15 protein-coding genes are annotated in these 15,603 nt (G+C 36.8%); 7 read left to right on the top strand and 8 right to left on the bottom strand.

The annotated features are described in order from the left end of the window. Positions 1-152 precede the first annotated feature (152 nt). The 3 genes from Q0K35_RS04905 (at position 153) to Q0K35_RS04895 (ending at position 1,762) form a co-directional block, all read left to right on the top strand. A complete protein-coding gene (locus tag Q0K35_RS04905) occupies positions 153-437 on the top strand; it encodes a hypothetical protein (protein ID WP_294561555.1) in 285 nt (94 codons plus the stop codon). Positions 438-605: 168 nt separating this feature from the next. Continuing rightward, complete coding sequence (locus Q0K35_RS04900) at positions 606-1,019, top strand: hypothetical protein (protein ID WP_294561554.1); 414 nt, start codon at positions 606-608, stop codon at positions 1,017-1,019. Positions 1,020-1,117: 98 nt separating this feature from the next. Then, positions 1,118-1,762 carry a hypothetical protein gene (locus tag Q0K35_RS04895; protein ID WP_294561553.1) on the top strand — a complete coding sequence of 215 codons (645 nt, stop codon included), beginning with the start codon at positions 1,118-1,120 and terminating at the stop codon, positions 1,760-1,762. A gap of 63 nt (positions 1,763-1,825) precedes the next feature. Here Q0K35_RS04895 and Q0K35_RS04890 read toward each other — a convergent pair whose 3' ends face one another. The 8 genes from Q0K35_RS04890 to Q0K35_RS04855 form a co-directional block, all read right to left on the bottom strand. After that, complete coding sequence (locus tag Q0K35_RS04890) at positions 1,826-3,709, bottom strand: ABC transporter permease (RefSeq protein WP_294561552.1); 1,884 nt, start codon at positions 3,707-3,709, stop codon at positions 1,826-1,828. After that, positions 3,706-4,461 (bottom strand): ABC transporter ATP-binding protein, encoded by a 756-nt coding sequence (locus Q0K35_RS04885; protein WP_294561551.1) that lies wholly within the window; start codon positions 4,459-4,461, stop codon positions 3,706-3,708. The genes Q0K35_RS04890 and Q0K35_RS04885 overlap by 4 nt, the downstream gene beginning before the upstream one ends. 98 nt (positions 4,462-4,559) lie before the next feature. Beyond that, a complete protein-coding gene (locus Q0K35_RS04880) occupies positions 4,560-5,543 on the bottom strand; it encodes an ATP-binding protein (protein ID WP_294561550.1) in 984 nt (327 codons plus the stop codon). After that, positions 5,540-6,217, bottom strand: a complete 678-nt coding sequence (locus tag Q0K35_RS04875; RefSeq protein WP_294561549.1) for a response regulator transcription factor — start codon at positions 6,215-6,217, stop codon at positions 5,540-5,542. Before Q0K35_RS04875 ends, Q0K35_RS04880 begins: the two co-directional genes overlap by 4 nt. Positions 6,218-6,371: 154 nt before the next feature. Continuing rightward, a complete protein-coding gene (locus Q0K35_RS04870; RefSeq protein WP_294561548.1) occupies positions 6,372-7,397 on the bottom strand; it encodes a Gfo/Idh/MocA family oxidoreductase in 1,026 nt (341 codons plus the stop codon). Positions 7,398-7,496: 99 nt separating this feature from the next. Then, complete coding sequence (locus Q0K35_RS04865; protein ID WP_294561547.1) at positions 7,497-8,345, bottom strand: helix-turn-helix domain-containing protein; 849 nt, start codon at positions 8,343-8,345, stop codon at positions 7,497-7,499. A gap of 128 nt (positions 8,346-8,473) precedes the next feature. Continuing rightward, positions 8,474-9,499: a hypothetical protein gene (locus Q0K35_RS04860; RefSeq protein WP_294561546.1), complete on the bottom strand. Its 1,026-nt coding sequence runs from the start codon at positions 9,497-9,499 to the stop codon at positions 8,474-8,476. Between the two features lie 84 nt (positions 9,500-9,583). Beyond that, the gene (locus tag Q0K35_RS04855) at positions 9,584-10,213 is read right to left on the bottom strand and encodes a Crp/Fnr family transcriptional regulator (RefSeq protein ID WP_294561545.1); all 630 of its coding nucleotides are present in this window, start codon (positions 10,211-10,213) and stop codon (positions 9,584-9,586) included. Between the two features lie 112 nt (positions 10,214-10,325). Here Q0K35_RS04855 and nrdD point away from each other — a divergent pair, with 112 nt between their 5' ends. The 4 genes from nrdD to Q0K35_RS04835 all read left to right on the top strand — a co-directional run bounded on the left by nrdD (position 10,326) and on the right by Q0K35_RS04835 (position 15,561). Continuing rightward, on the top strand, positions 10,326-12,479 hold the full coding sequence (gene nrdD / locus Q0K35_RS04850; protein WP_294561544.1) for an anaerobic ribonucleoside-triphosphate reductase: 2,154 nt from the start codon (positions 10,326-10,328) through the stop codon (positions 12,477-12,479). Position 12,480: 1 nt separating this feature from the next. Next, positions 12,481-12,972 carry an anaerobic ribonucleoside-triphosphate reductase activating protein gene (gene nrdG, locus Q0K35_RS04845; RefSeq protein ID WP_294561543.1) on the top strand — a complete coding sequence of 164 codons (492 nt, stop codon included), beginning with the start codon at positions 12,481-12,483 and terminating at the stop codon, positions 12,970-12,972. Positions 12,973-13,049: 77 nt separating this feature from the next. Beyond that, complete coding sequence (locus tag Q0K35_RS04840) at positions 13,050-13,760, top strand: HAD family hydrolase (protein WP_294561542.1); 711 nt, start codon at positions 13,050-13,052, stop codon at positions 13,758-13,760. Positions 13,761-13,872: 112 nt separating this feature from the next. Beyond that, positions 13,873-15,561: an FAD-dependent oxidoreductase gene (locus Q0K35_RS04835; RefSeq protein WP_294561541.1), complete on the top strand. Its 1,689-nt coding sequence runs from the start codon at positions 13,873-13,875 to the stop codon at positions 15,559-15,561. The last annotated feature ends 42 nt before the right edge of the window (positions 15,562-15,603 follow it).

Below are 15,603 nucleotides of genomic sequence, written 5' to 3'. Positions count from 1 at the left end.
TTAGTTGAACAAGGTAAGCAAGATCAATTAGTCATTGAATCTCATGTATATGAGATCGGGCAAATATTGCCACTTAAAGATAGAAACAAAGAATAATGTGTGCTAACAAAAGAATCTAAAGATATTTCTAAAAGAAAAGGGAGAAAATAATAATGAAAAAGAAAAGAATACTATCTTTATTTACTATCAGTATGATATTGTGTGGCTGCACGAATAGTGCTACACAGGAAGAAATTGATTTAGTAGAAGCTTTGTATGCTGATGAAGTATGGCTCACAGATGAGAATCAACAAAATATTACGGATGAGTTCAAGGAAGAATATTTAGAAGATTATCAGAATAAGAAATATCATGAAATCTATGAAGAAATGATGAAATATGATCCTACTTCAATCATGGATCTCGATGGAAACAGTATTAAAATTAATAATGAATAAATATGAAAAAAATTATTGTCATTATTTGTATATTTATGATTTTCTTATTGACAGGATGTCAAAATGATCAAATATCTCCAACCAATGAAGTAAGTCTACAATACGATAGTCTGGATAATTTCTATGGTGACGAAACATTAGAAAAATCATTTTCACGCTGACTAAATATTGAATAATCGTGAGTTTGTTGAAGATAATGATCTTCAGACTCTTACTGATACCATGAATGAATATTCTCTTTCAATCCTCAGTGGTTTTGTTATCGATGAAGAATTTAAATTGGATCTATCTGATTACAGTACATTAAATCAACAAACAAATACAACTAATGAAGACGTAAACATTATACGTTTTGAAAATATCAATTATCCTTATATAACATATTATGAGGGTCTTTATACAAATCAGTTAGTTCCTACAATTTTTTATATCTATTATAACTCTGTCACCCTTGATAGAATTGATTTCTATTTTTGTCTGAAGAATAATTCAGAGTGGCAGCTCATGGAAGTCATTCATCACCCAGTGGCAAGTAATCAACAAATCGTTGATACAATTTTTGATGGAATATATCTCTTTTAGTTTTGTTCCTTCAAATGAATAAATGAAATTCTAAAATTACAAATATCAATTTTGTCTTTATGTAAAGAACTTAATATATATAATTAGGAGAAATTAACATGAAAAAAATATTATTCATTATATTAGTAATTAGTTTGACAGCTTGCTCCTCTTCTAAATATGTCATGCAGGAATTAGATGAACCTGTACGTGATATCTACACTGAAAACTTCTATGCTTATATTTATAAACCAAAAGGACATACTGATGAGGAGTTTAAGAAATTTTATAATATTGATCCTGATGTTGATATTTCCTTAGATGATTTCCGTCTATTATATCTGACTGCTGATTTTGAAAAAATACCTGATTTTGGATTAACGATGCTTTTTCTTATTGATACAAAGACAAATGATTTCTATTTAAATGGTGCTGAAATACCTTATAACCCTTGGAAAAAAGAATTTGAAGATATATTGCCGGATCCTTTATATTTTTATGATAGAGAGAGCAGTCATAATTTTGATTTTTGTTCTTCCTGTAAAGTTGATTATTTTAGAAATTGTTTTTATGCTGCCGCTTATTATATTGGCGATGCTACCGATGAAGAAATTCTAAATTATATTAGAAGAATTTATTTTGGTTTTAATCTTCATGAAGATTATAAATATTACCAAGCCTATCAATTAGGACATCTCTATCAAATTAATGATGTCAATATCATCTTCGAACAAAGCGATGGTGAAATAGTGAGAATCCAGTAATACATATAAAAACAGAAAAAGGCATGACATCAAACAATACATGTTGATGTTATGCCTTTTTAATTATATTCCTACATTTTTCCGATAAATCACCAATGACAACAAATAACAAATAACAAAGAAAATAACAATCACAAGAACACTGACGATATTCACTGAAAGTAAGGATGTATGCATCACATTACCCAAAGCCTTTACCGAAAAATAAGAAGAAATACTCATAACTACTAGTGGTGTAACATAAGCAAAGAGCAGTTCATCCGCAATCGATCTCTTCAATGACTTTTTGCTGATACCCAGCTTCAATAAGATCGCATAGCGTTCTTTTTCCTCAAAGGCATCATTGTACAGTTTCATAAACAGGATACAGCCTCCGGCAAATACAAATACCATAAACATAAAGATCGAAACGCTATACAAGATCTTGATCCAAGCGATCTCCTCTCTTTCAGGATCAATCTTCACAAGTCCTAAGCAATGTTCACTTGACTGAATATCTTTTACAGAAGTTTCAAAATGACTTGCATCAGTGATCTTGTAATTATACAGATGCATCTTCTGCCCATAAATCTGTAATTCATCATATACACGATCATTGACGATCATATAATCCATATTTTCCTGCATATAGCCCAAATAAGGCGTATCCGTAGAAGCAATTGAACGGTAGTCCTGCCTATTGATCGTATCGATCTCTTCCACCAGATCATTAGTCAGTGACATCAAATATAGACGATTCAAAGAAATAAATTCTTCATCGCCAGGCTCTGGCAAATCAAAATCCATTCCTGTATCTTCAGCCACTTTTTTGACTTGTGAATAGGCCAATAACGCATAAGGCATTGCATATGGATTATCCGTATTACCGGAATCAATCGTCAAAATCTCAATATCCGAAGATACATCAATATCATTGTTTTTCTCAATCAATGATGCAAATTCCTGACGATATCCGGAAGCATCACTTATGACCTGAAACGTATATGTATTTTCAAAATGAACGATACCATCATATCTGTTTTTCATCGCAAAGCCAAAAGCTAAAGCTGTCACCGAACAAAGCATCAAAACGCAGACCATGGCATAGGTACGATAATTTTTACGGATCCGAAAGACCACATTATTGATCCAAAGATTTCGTTCACGTTTATATAAGAAACGCTTATGAGCAGCAAGGCTCTGAAAGATAAGCGGAATCAGCCCACCAAAAAGCAAATAAGTACCGGCTACGACCAATACGACAGCAATAAAGACATTTCCCATGACTTCTATACCAGCTTCTTTGATGGCCATATAATATCCTAAAACAAGAATGATCACACCTGCAATTGCCTTAAATACTAAAAGTATTTTTCTCTGTTTCACATATTCATTTTGACGATTGGCAGATACCATGTCCAATACGCTGCTTCTGACAATATTGATATATCCCTTGATCACAAAAAGTAAATAAATCCCACTAAAAATCAAAGCGGTCGTAATTCCTGACTGCAAAGAAAACTGAAAATGAATTTCAACAGTAATTTCTGAAATACGCATCAGGATCATCATAAACAATTGTGACGTTAAAGCTCCAAAGCCAATCCCTAAGATGAGTGAAGTCAATCCAATAAAAATTGTTTCAATTGCATATAACTTACCGATCCTTTGATTGGTCAATCCCATAAACACATAAATACCGATTTCTCTTTTCCTTTTTGTCAAAAACACATTGGTTGAATACCATACAAAGAAAAGCATGAAACAGCCAATCACAAAAGAGAGAACCTGAATGATGACAGCAACATTTCTCGCATTGCTCTCACCTAACTGATTCAAGATACCTGAATCGACCAGATTCATAAAATTGCAAAGGATCATCGTCGTAAAGGAAAGGGAGATAATCAAAGAAAGATAGCTTTTAAAGCTTGATTTGAAGTTTTGAAAAGCCAGTTTCAACATGCTCATGAAAAATCACTCCCCATAGATGCCTGCATATCAATGATGCGATCATAAAACTCCTTACGGTCACTTCCCTTTGTCAGCTTACATTTGATCATACCATCACTTAAGATGTAGACATCTTTTGCATAAGAGGCACTGAAGGCATCATGTGTCACCATGACGATCGTTGCCTGCCCATTGTCATTCACCATCTTTAAGCACTCCAATAGATCACGACTTGATTTAGAATCCAAAGCACCTGTCGGCTCATCCGCAAAGATAATTTCCGGATCACTGATAAGTGCCCGACAAGTTGCCCCTCGCTGTTTCTGTCCGCCTGAAAGCTGATATGGGTATTTACTGAGATGCTCCCTTAAACCAAACATCTCTGCCAGCTTTTTTGTTTTTTGAATACACTCTTTGGACGATACACCATTTAAAGAAAGGGGCAAAGCAATATTGTCCTGTAAAGTCATCGTATCTAGCAAGTTATAATCCTGGAAAATAAACCCGATCTTATCCTTACGGATCTGTGAAAGCTGGGTATTGCTGCAACGGGTAATATCTGTTCCATCCAAAAAGACAGAACCCTGTGTTGGTTTATCAATCGTTGATAAAAGATTTAATAATGTTGTTTTGCCGGAACCGCTCGGGCCCATGACAGCAATAAAATCATGCTGATAGATCGTAAGATCGATACCTTTTAAGACCCGGCTCTGGAATCCTCTGGTTCCATAATTTTTCACCAGATTTTTTATTTCAAGCACTTTTTTCATTTGTTATTCCTCCTTACGCACTTATTATAAATGAGTGAAAATAAAAAATACTTACGCTCTCATTACAAAAACAATCTCTAACATTACTTTTTTGTAACTCAGAGATTGAAAAATTTCGCATTGCTTTTGAAGGTAATACAAAAACGAGTATAATGATGAAATTCACTTTTGACATCAATTTCATGACCCAGTTTATCAATCATCAATTTCACCATATAAAGACCCATTCCGGTTGATTTATAGCGACCATTATGATGATTACTGCCCGTATAGCCTCTTTCAAAGATGCGTGGCATATCAGTATCACAAATACCTTCCCCAGTATCTTCAAAATATAAACGGACACATTCCTGCTGCTTTTCACACCAGATATGAATCTCAGGCTCATCAGAAGCATATTTGATAGCATTGCTGATAAGCTGGTCTAATATATAAGTTAACCATTCACTATCAGAATATACCTCCTCATCTGCATTTTCAATTTTTATATCAAAATGATTTTTAATAAGAAAATAACGACTGTTTTTAATTGCAGTATGAATACAATCCCGTAAACGAAGCTTTTTTATTTGAATATCATAGAGATTGCTTTGAACCTTACAGCCCTCAAGTGCATTATTTAAATACAAATTGATCTTTTCCAGCTGTTCTTTATATTGATCCTTTAATTCAGAAGTATTTTTCTCATTCATCATCATTAAAGCACTTAAAGGAAGTTTTACTTCATGACACCATTTCGCAATATAATCCTCAAGATTGTGATTCATTTCAATCTGTTCATCAAGCAGCTGCTGATATACCCTTCCATCATGATAAGCAATATCAACATTTTCATACTCGTCCATTTCCGAGGAAATAATTTCTTCCGATGAAAGAAGCTCCTGCTTTTTTCTTTCCTTTTTATAAAATGTATAAGCATCCATACTTATGACCATCAAGACACAAACGACAAGTACAACATCAATATAAATCAAAATCTGAAGATTTGTTTGTGGAATCAAAAAGATAAAATATGAATTGTAAGATATCGCTAAAAACAAGAGTAACAGAAGATATTTACCTTTCTTTTTGATATATTTCATTCTATATAATACCCCTGTCCTTTCTTTGTCAATATGACATCATATCCTGTCATTTCTTTTAGCTTTGTCCTAAGTCTGGAAATCAAGACATTCAGTGTATTATCACTGACAAACTCATTCGTATTCCATAAAGCATCCATCAAGGTGTCACGGGTTACGATAGAGCTACGATTTTCAATCAGTTCATGGAGAACGATATTTTCTGATTTTGTTAATTCAACTTTTTGTTTTTTATAATATAAACAACCCGCTTCTTCATCAAAAAATAATTCTTCTTTTAAATAAATCTTCTGTTTTATCTTATACTGATAGGTTCTTCTTAAGATGGCTTCGATCTTAGCCCTCAGCAAAGGAAGATTAAATGGTTTTTCAATATAATCATCTCCGCCTTGTGCAATGGCCATGATCTTGTCTTTATCATCACTGCGACTGCTGATGAAAAGAATCGGAACCTTAGAAAATTCTCTGATCTTAAAGCACCAATAAAACCCATCATAAAAAGGAAGATTGATATCCATGAGTACCAATTGTGCATCTATTGAAACAAAGCTTTGAAATATATCATCAAATTTATCTGTGCAAATAGTATCATAGCCCCATTTTGATAAATATTCCTGAAGCTCTGTTGCTAAGCGAGCATCGTCTTCAACGATCATGATCTTCATTTTATCCATGCTTCCACCTCATCTTTAATTATATAAATTATGATCTGATTTTCAACATGTGAGAGGTAACATTACAAAAATGAAACAAAACTAAGTAAAACTGACCCATCTAAAAAAGCGTCAACTTATTTTTTTAAGTTAACGCTCTATTCTCTATCTATTATTATTTATAAAATTCCATCGGATATGTCAGATATGAATGTGGCTCAAGCTGATCACAGGTTACATATCCGCTAGGTGCTTTAAGTAATGATGGAATACGATTTACGACTGTTGCGCAAGTATGTTCAACCGTTGCCGGCTTGACAACATGGAATTCTGTATTCGGTTCACCAGTCAGCCACCAGTCACACATATCACCATCTTCCGGTCCATATACCTTACCGATTGTTTCTTCTTCAATCGTAATGCCCTGCATCGTTTCAATTGTTACGACTGCTGACATACCGATACATTTACCGGCCTTGATCGTTTCACCCAAAGTTTCACTATATACATCATGATCACTTGTATAAGGAACATGCTTCTGGGTGATTGATTTGATCGTTAATCCAAGTTTGCTGCAAAGAGCTTCACTGGCATTCCAAGCATAAGAAGGTTCAAATTCAGTCGGATGAGCAATCGTTTCTTCAAATTCTTCTTTCGTCAGATTACATCCGTGAGCCTTCGCTAAAGCTAAACCATAATCTTCAACATTATAGCTGTAAGCTCCCTTGATCTTTGTCAGCTTATGACAACCGCTGGCAATCATCGCCACACTATTGATCCAGAAAATATCCTGCATTCCCGATCCGGTAATCGTACAATTATGCGCTTTTGCCAATGCATCCAAACGATTGATCTGAGCAGCTGATGTTGTCCAAGGATAAATTGCTTCCTCACAAGTTGTGATTACATTGATACCTCGAGATACGCACTTTTCTACATGATCATAAATATCATTGATAAAGCTGAATAAGGTAACGATTGCCACATCAGCATCACATTCATCAAGCACCTTATCGGCATCATTAGAAATAAGAACACCTGTCTTAACGCCCAGACCAGCAAAATCACCAACATCCTGTCCAACTACTGCCGGATTGACGTCGATAGCACCAACGATCTGTGCACCATGCTCATAAAGATAACGAAGCGTATATTTCGCCATCTTACCGCAACCATACTGAACTACTTTAATTTTCTCCATAAAATTAACCTCCTTCTCCTGATCATTGCAGGAGCTTTTCCTTATGACTTTAGTTTAAACTATCATCTAAGGTGAGAGTCAACAGAATTTGTGAATTTTTTATCTTTTTAGGAAACTAATAGGAATCTGAAGCCTCATAAACATGCTTCTCTGTTCACTGTCAAAGACATTAAACTCTGTCATGATTTCACAGATATAATCACCGGCAATCTGATATCGATGTTCTTCACAGAACTGCTTCAGCTTTTCCGCATACATAATTTCATCATCATATCGATCCAAATAGATACAGGCATACATACCACTTTCGATAACTTGCAGATGGACATGGGAGTTTTGATCATGACGGTTCGCAAAAATAAAGATCTGATTCGCAATATAACGATCATGAATATAATCATCCTTGGTAATTGAAGTACCGACATTATAAGAATGTATCTGTCTGAATTCATTCTTTTCTAAAGCTTCACGCAGCTCTAATAATACTTTTTCATAACTGCTGATATCACTGTTGTAGAAATTGGAAGAACAAGGAATGCCCCAAATATAGCGCTGATCGATAAATTCAAGCGATATCGTACCGGTAGAGGGCGATTTGCGATAACGCTCTATCGACATGATGGCCCGATCAACGGCATCATGGCGTGCTTTTAACTGACGAATCTGTTCATGGATCTGTTCGCTTTTTTGGACCAGCAAAGATTCGATCATATCCAGATCTTCTTTTTGAAAAGCCTCTGCGATTTCTGAAAGACTCATGCCTAATTCTTTCATATAAGCAATCATATCCAGCCGCGCATTCTGATGAATATCATAATATCGATAACCGCTGTCCGGATCGACATATCGCGGTTTCAGCAAACCCATTTCATCATATAAACGCAGTGTAGGGATCGATACCCGATTCAACTTTGCCATTTTTCCGATCGATAGTAAATCTTCCTTCATAATTCCTCCAAAACTCTAATGTATATATAGAGTTTAACATGAAATAAAAATCAATTCCAGCATCAAAAAAATCTTCGCATCATTTTCTGCGAAGATTTATTTCATGATATTAAAAAACACAAAAACATTTACGAATGATTCATCAATTCCATATACTTATCATATTCACTTTCAGGAATGTTCAATAGCTTCATGGCATCATGCAGATTGATCTTCATATTCTCCATCAGCGAACACAAGGAAGTATAGAATCCTTCCTGTCTTCCTCTCTCCATGCCTTCCTTCATACCTTCTTTTATGCCTTCTTTTATGCCCTCTTTTCTACCTTCTTTTCTACCTTCTTTTCTACCTTCTTTTATACCTTCTTTTATGCCCTCTTTCCTACCTTCCTTCATACCTTTTTTCATACCTTTTTTCATACACATCTCTTCCACATAGGCTCCATAATCGCACATGCTTCTTACCTCCTTCGCCAGTCCTCCTTTTAGCCTGAAATTATACTTCTTTAATGCTTGATTTTTCGTTTCATAATTCATCCCTTGGTCCGCCAATATCCTTAGGATATTCATCGATACTTTTTCGTTTTCCTTACATCCTAAGTATAGCACAATGATCTGCTGCTTATCAAAATATTTTTCCTCTTCGCACGCATTCCCGATGATATGTTCCTCCACCATCCGATAGCGATTGATACAATTTTGCTTGTGCTTTGGCGCATTAAAGACGATCCAGATCGATACCACCTTTACGATATCGTCATACTGTGCATGATTGAATACCTCTTCCACCTGCATTGATACATTGCGGGAATTGTAATAGTTGGCCCTGCTTAAGACATGGCTTCTTCCTTTCAATTCTCCCTGGGCCTCCAGATTGATGATCATAGCGATTTTTCTTTTGTCATCATGGGGCAGGGATGCATAGATGAGCGAATCGAAAACGACGCTGACGTCATCTTCATTATTTTCATTTCGATGCCCGGAAATAAGGTGTGTATGTAAAGGGACATCTCCTTTAGGCTCGATACATTTCATGATTTCACCAATAGAAGAGTTTGCGTATTCATCAAGATTGTCCTTCATGATATAAGCAAGGACCAGCTTGCTCCTTAAGATATTCTTGAAATGTTGGTCGAGCAGAATCTTTTGATGCATAAATGAGTACCTCCCTACTCTTATATATGCAGTCAATCGTCATTTTTCCCAAAAATAATTCAAAAAATAAAAATTTTTTCATTGCTATCTGTTTAACAGCGTAATTCTCCGTGACTTTACTTCAATGATCTTTTCTTCTTTCAGTTTTTTTAATTCCCTGCTCATCGCACTTCGATCTACTGCCAGATAATCGGCCATATCCGTATATGAAAAAGGAAGCCGGATCATTCTGGATCCTGTTTTTTTCGACAATATATCAAAATACTCCAAAAGCTTATTACGAATCGTTTTATTGGTCAAAATGCGGATCCTTTCATTGCGTTGACTTATGATTCCCATAAATATCTCCGAAATATTCAACAGAAACTGATAGTGATATTCTTTATCATTTGAAAGGTTGCGGACAGCAGCCATATCAAAAAGTAAGATCTCACTGTCCTCTTTTGCCAGAATCTCACACCCTTCATTGATCGAAAAGGAAATGTTGCTGCCAAAGACCGAATCTTTATATAATTCTTCTATAATAACATTATTACCATAATAATCACTCTTAACGATCTGTATATAACCTTCATTCACGATTCCTATGACCTGATTCAACCTTATCGCTGATATGCTGTCATTTTTCTCGAAATATACTATATTTGCCTCTAAATCCTTTAATAATAAAGTTTTATCCTCAGAATCTATTTTTTTAAATATGTCGAGTGCCATCTTATCACCTTCAAAAAAATCATATCACGTTTTCAATATTGTTGCAAATGCAACAGTATATCTTTTTTTATTATGATAAACTATATTTACACGAAAAAAAGAGGTACAGATTATGAAAATTATTAAGAGAGATGGACATGTTGTCGATTATTTTCCTGAGAAAATTGCCGTTGCGATCGGTAAGGCCAACGCAGAGGTAAGAGAGGAGGATCGTGTAAGCGAAGAGCAGATCAACGCGATCATCAAATATATCGAAAGCTTAAATAAAAAAAGAATCTTAGTAGAGGATATCCAGGATATCATCGAAATTAAATTAATGGCTTTGGGAAAATATGCCTTGGCAAAAAAATATATTACGTATCGTTACAAGCGTGAATTAGTACGAAAAGCAAATACGACCGATTTGGCGATCAAAGAGCTCATTGAAGGAGAAAGTGAATATTGGAACAGTGAAAATTCCAATAAGAACGCAAAAGTTGTAACAACTCAAAGAGATTATCTGGCAGGGATCACCAGTACAGATATCACACGTCGTTTTTTATTGCCTGAAGATATCGTCCAGGCACACGATGAAGGAATCATTCATTTCCATGATGCTGATTACTTTGCGCAAAACGCTTTACACAACTGCGATCTGATCAATTTGGAGGATATGCTTCAAAACGGTACGAACATCAATGGGGTCATGATTGAAAAACCGCATCGTTTCCTTACGGCCATGACGATTGCGACCCAGCTGATCACGGCTGTTTCTTCCAGCCAGTATGGCGGCGCCACGATCACGATGACACATCTGGCACCTTTTGTCAGGGATAGTTATAACTATTATCTGAAGAAATATAAAAACCGTGGTTTTGATGATGAGCAGGCCGTTAAATTTGCGAAAGAAGATCTGGCAAAAGAAATCACAGATGGTGTGCAGACTTTCCAGTATCAGATCAATTCCATGACAACGACAAATGGACAGGCGCCTTTCTTAAGTGTTTGCCTTTACTTAGGTGAAACAGATGAATATAAAGAAGAGCTGGCCATGATCATCGAGGAAGTGCTGAAGCAGCGTACACAGGGCATGAAAAATGAAAAGAATGTATATATTACCCCGGCTTTTCCAAAACTGTTATATGTCCTTGAAGAAGACAATATCCGAGAAGGAAGCAAATACTGGTATCTGACTGAGCTGGCTGCAAAGTGTACGGCAAAGCGTATGGTACCGGATTATATTTCCGAAAAGGTCATGAAAGAATTAAAGGTTGACAAAAACGGTAATGCCGCCTGCTATCCATGCATGGGCTGTCGTTCTTTCTTAACGCCTTATGCTGATGAAAACGGTAAGCCAAAATATTATGGACGTTTCAATCAAGGCGTGGTCACGATCAATTTGGTCGATGTGGCCTTATCCAGCGGAAAAGATCCAGAGCTTTTCTGGAAGATATTTGAAGAACGTCTGGAACTGTGCCATCGGGCTTTACAGATCCGTCATAAACGCTTAAGCAACATCACTTCAGATGCCGCTCCGATCCTCTGGCAGCATGGTGCTCTTGCCCGTCTTCCAAAAGGAGCCAGCATCCATGATTTGCTGCACAACGGATATTCAACGATATCTTTAGGTTATGCCGGCTTATATGAATGTGTCAAATATATGACAGGTCATAGCCATACGGATAATGGCAAAGGAAAAGAATTCGGTCTTGAAGTCATGCAGAAGATGAATGATAAGTGTAAGGAATGGAAAGAGGCTGAAAACATTGATTACAGCGTCTATGGCACACCGATCGAATCAACGACCTATAAGTTTGCGAAATGCTTACGAGATCGCTTCGGCAAGATCCGCGGCATTACCGATCGTGATTACATCACTAACTCCTATCATGTACCGGTATTCGAAGAAATCGATGCCTTCACTAAGCTGAAACTGGAAAGTGAATTCCAGAAGCTAAGTCCGGGAGGAGCTGTTTCTTATGTAGAAACACCTAACCTGACAAACAACATCGATGTCGTTCTGCAGATCATCCAGTTCATCTATGATAATATCATGTATGCAGAATTAAATACTAAATCCGATTATTGCCAGGTATGCGGCTATGATGGTGAAATCCTCATTGATGACAATATGGAATGGTATTGTCCAAACTGTGGTAACCGTGATCATGATAAGCTCAATGTTGCAAGAAGGACTTGCGGTTATATCGGCAGCAACTTCTGGAACAAAGGAAGAACCCAGGAAATCAAAGAAAGAGTATTGCATATAGACAATAAGGATGCATAGTATGAGATATGCGAAAATAAGAAAAATGGATATTTCCAATGGTCCCGGTGTCAGAGTTTCGATCTTTATGCAAGGCTGTGCCTTTCATTGTCCAAACTGTTTCAATCCCGAAACCCATGATTTTCAAGGTGGCAGTGAATTTAATGAACAGACCATCCAAAAGGTCTTATCCTTAGCCGAATCTGACAATATCGTCGGTTTATCTATCTTAGGTGGCGAACCGATGCATCCGATCAATATTGACGGAACCTGTGCGCTTGCCAAAGCCTTTAAAGAAAAATATCCGAATAAATCGATCTGGTCATGGACAGGATATCTGTTTGAAGATTTGAAAGATAAAGAGGGCCTTCATCATATCGATGTGCTGGTAGATGGTTTATACAAGGACGAGCTTCATGACTTCCGCTTAAAATGGCGTGGCTCTTCCAACCAGCGGGTCATTGATGTACAGGCATCATTAAACGAAAATAAAATAGTATTATTTACAGACTGACAGGAAGTATATTTCCTGTCAGTTTTTCTATACAAATGAATGCAAAACCGTTATAATAGACAAGACGAGGTGATAGAATGAATACGAATTTATTTGATTTAGATGGAACCTTGCTTCCAATGGATGTCGAAGAATTTACAAAAAAATACTTTGGATTGATCATGCAGACCATGAACGAAAATAATCGTGACGGAAAGATGATCCTTGATGCCATCTTAAAAGGTACGATGGCGATGGTAAGAAATGATGGCAGTCATACGAATGAAGAAGTTTTCTGGGAAACATTTGTAGAAGCAACCCAGATCCCTCAAGATGAAATTGAACCTGAATTCTATGATTTCTATGAAAATGTTTTTGATAAGATCAACAGTGGTGTCCAAAGTCAAAATATGATCAAAGCTGCTAAGCTTTTAAAGGAAAAAGGATATCGTTTATACCTGACAACCAATCCATTGTTTCCACGTGTTGCCACTTTAAAAAGAGTTCGATGGGCCGGACTTGATCCGGACGATTTCGAATGGATCACCACCTATGAAAATTCTTCATTTAGTAAACCCTCTGTTAACTATTATCAAGAAGTTATCCAAGGCCAGCATCTGGATGTCAATCAATGCATGATGGTTGGTAATGATGTCAAAGAAGATGGTGTTATCGAAACACTGGGCATTCCTTTATATTTGGTTGAGGATTATATGCTGAATCATGACAATCTTGAAATCAAGTGCCGATGGAAAGGAAGCAGTCAGGATTTTCTTTCATTTGCAGAAGGACTTCCTGAAGTCAAATAAACTATCTGAAAAAAACAGTGATCACACTGTTTTTTTTCTGCCAGGTATATTCGTTGACACTTTATTTTCCTTTAGAATATAATTATAAATAAGGATTTAAGGAGGAAATAAAGTGAAAATTGTAATAGTTGGCGGTGTGGCCGGCGGTGCAAGTGCCGCTGCCCGCATAAGACGTCTTGATGAACATGCACAGATCATCATGTTTGAAAAAGGCCCTCATGTTTCTTTTTCAAATTGTGCTCTTCCCTATCGTCTAAGTGATGAGATCAACAGTGACCAAAGGCTTATCATGATGACACCTGAAAGATTTGCCCATCAATATAACATCCAGGCATGTCCGAATCATGAAGTCTTATCCATTCACAGAAATGAAAAGAAGGTTTGTGTTAAAAATTTAATCAGTGGAGAAACTTTTGAAGAAAGCTATGATAAGCTCATTCTTGCTCCCGGAGCCAGTGCTATCGTACCTAAGATCAGCGGAATAGAAAAGGCCCATACATTTGTAGTGAAAAATGTGGCGGATGTATCCATGCTTTATTCATTTCTAAAGGAAAACAAGGTCAAAAAGACTGCTGTCCTCGGTGGTGGCTTTATCGGTGTCGAAGTATGTGAAAATCTGATCCATGCCGGATATGAAGTATCGCTTATTGAGGCAATGCCACAGATATTACGTACATATGATTATGATATGGTACAGATCCTGCATAAAGAAATGATGGATAAAGGGGTCCGGCTGGTCGTAAATGATAAAGCCATTGGTTTTAATGATTCAAATGTACTTCTTGAATCAGGAAAAGTTGTCGAAAGTGAAGCCGTGATCCTGGCTCTTGGCGTACGTCCCGATACGATGCTTGCGAAAGAAGCCGGGCTATTGTTGAATGAGCGAGGGGCGATCAAAGTGGATGCTAATTACTGTACCAGCGATCCTGATATCTATGCCGTAGGTGATGCCATCGAAGTGTTTAATGCGCTGACCCATCAGCCTATGATGCTTTCACTTGCCGGTCCTGCCCAGAAAGAAGCACGTGCTGCTGCGGATCATATCTACGGTCATGCCGTAAGAAATCACGGGTATATCGGTTCGAGCTGTATTCAGGTATTTGACTATCAGGCCGCTTGTACCGGTTTGAATGCTGCCCAATGTGAGGCATTAGGATTTAGCTATGATTTTGTTTATATCATACCTCAGGATAAGGTAAGCATCATGCCACATAGCTATCCCTTACATTTAAAACTGATCTTTGAAGTTCCTACGGGAAAAATCCTCGGTGCACAAGCCATTTCCAAAGGTGAAGCAGTCAAACGAATTGATGTGATTGCAACGCTTATCAAATTTAACGGAACGATTGATGATCTAAAGGATCTGGAGCTTTGTTATGCACCACCTTTCTCAACTGCCAAAGATCCTGTCAACTATGCCGGTCTGGTTGCAGGCAATCTATTAGAAAATCGTTTTTCCCAAGTTCATGTCGATAAGGTAAGAGAGCTGGTGGAAGCCAAGGCTTGTATTATTGATGTCCGTGAAGAAGGCGAATACGCACAGGGACACCTTGTTTCCGCAATCAATATACCGCTTAGCCAGTTACGGCAACGCATGGATGAGATACCTAAGGATCGTCCTGTCTATTTACACTGCCGAAGCGCTCAGAGAAGCTATAATGCCGTCATGGCTTTACAGGGCTATGGATATAAAAATGTATATAATATTTCAGGAAGTTTCCTCGGTATCTGTTTATATGAATACTTTAATGATGTGAGCAAAAATCGCAAACCTATCGTAACTGCTTATAATTTCAATTAACATGAAAAATACAGGAATCACTATTGATCCCTGTATTTTTTT

It is taken from the genome of uncultured Traorella sp. (assembly GCF_944327115.1).
Classification (GTDB): Bacteria; Bacillota_I; Bacilli_A; order Erysipelotrichales; family Erysipelotrichaceae; genus Traorella.
This window is presented reverse-complemented; position numbering and strand designations above follow the sequence as displayed.

Coding starts and splice junctions, on each gene's coding strand:
- Q0K35_RS04840 (WP_294561542.1), top strand. CDS start 13,050: ATGAATACGAATTTATTTGATTTAGATGGAACCTTGCTTCCAATGGAT.
- Q0K35_RS04880 (WP_294561550.1), bottom strand. CDS start 5,543: ATGAAATATATCAAAAAGAAAGGTAAATATCTTCTGTTACTCTTGTTT.
- Q0K35_RS04860 (WP_294561546.1), bottom strand. CDS start 9,499: ATGCATCAAAAGATTCTGCTCGACCAACATTTCAAGAATATCTTAAGG.
- nrdG (WP_294561543.1), top strand. CDS start 12,481: ATGAGATATGCGAAAATAAGAAAAATGGATATTTCCAATGGTCCCGGT.
- Q0K35_RS04890 (WP_294561552.1), bottom strand. CDS start 3,709: ATGAGCATGTTGAAACTGGCTTTTCAAAACTTCAAATCAAGCTTTAAA.
- Q0K35_RS04870 (WP_294561548.1), bottom strand. CDS start 7,397: ATGGAGAAAATTAAAGTAGTTCAGTATGGTTGCGGTAAGATGGCGAAA.
- Q0K35_RS04865 (WP_294561547.1), bottom strand. CDS start 8,345: ATGAAGGAAGATTTACTATCGATCGGAAAAATGGCAAAGTTGAATCGG.
- Q0K35_RS04895 (WP_294561553.1), top strand. CDS start 1,118: ATGAAAAAAATATTATTCATTATATTAGTAATTAGTTTGACAGCTTGC.
- Q0K35_RS04855 (WP_294561545.1), bottom strand. CDS start 10,213: ATGGCACTCGACATATTTAAAAAAATAGATTCTGAGGATAAAACTTTA.
- Q0K35_RS04885 (WP_294561551.1), bottom strand. CDS start 4,461: ATGAAAAAAGTGCTTGAAATAAAAAATCTGGTGAAAAATTATGGAACC.
- Q0K35_RS04875 (WP_294561549.1), bottom strand. CDS start 6,217: ATGGATAAAATGAAGATCATGATCGTTGAAGACGATGCTCGCTTAGCA.
- Q0K35_RS04905 (WP_294561555.1), top strand. CDS start 153: ATGAAAAAGAAAAGAATACTATCTTTATTTACTATCAGTATGATATTG.
- nrdD (WP_294561544.1), top strand. CDS start 10,326: ATGAAAATTATTAAGAGAGATGGACATGTTGTCGATTATTTTCCTGAG.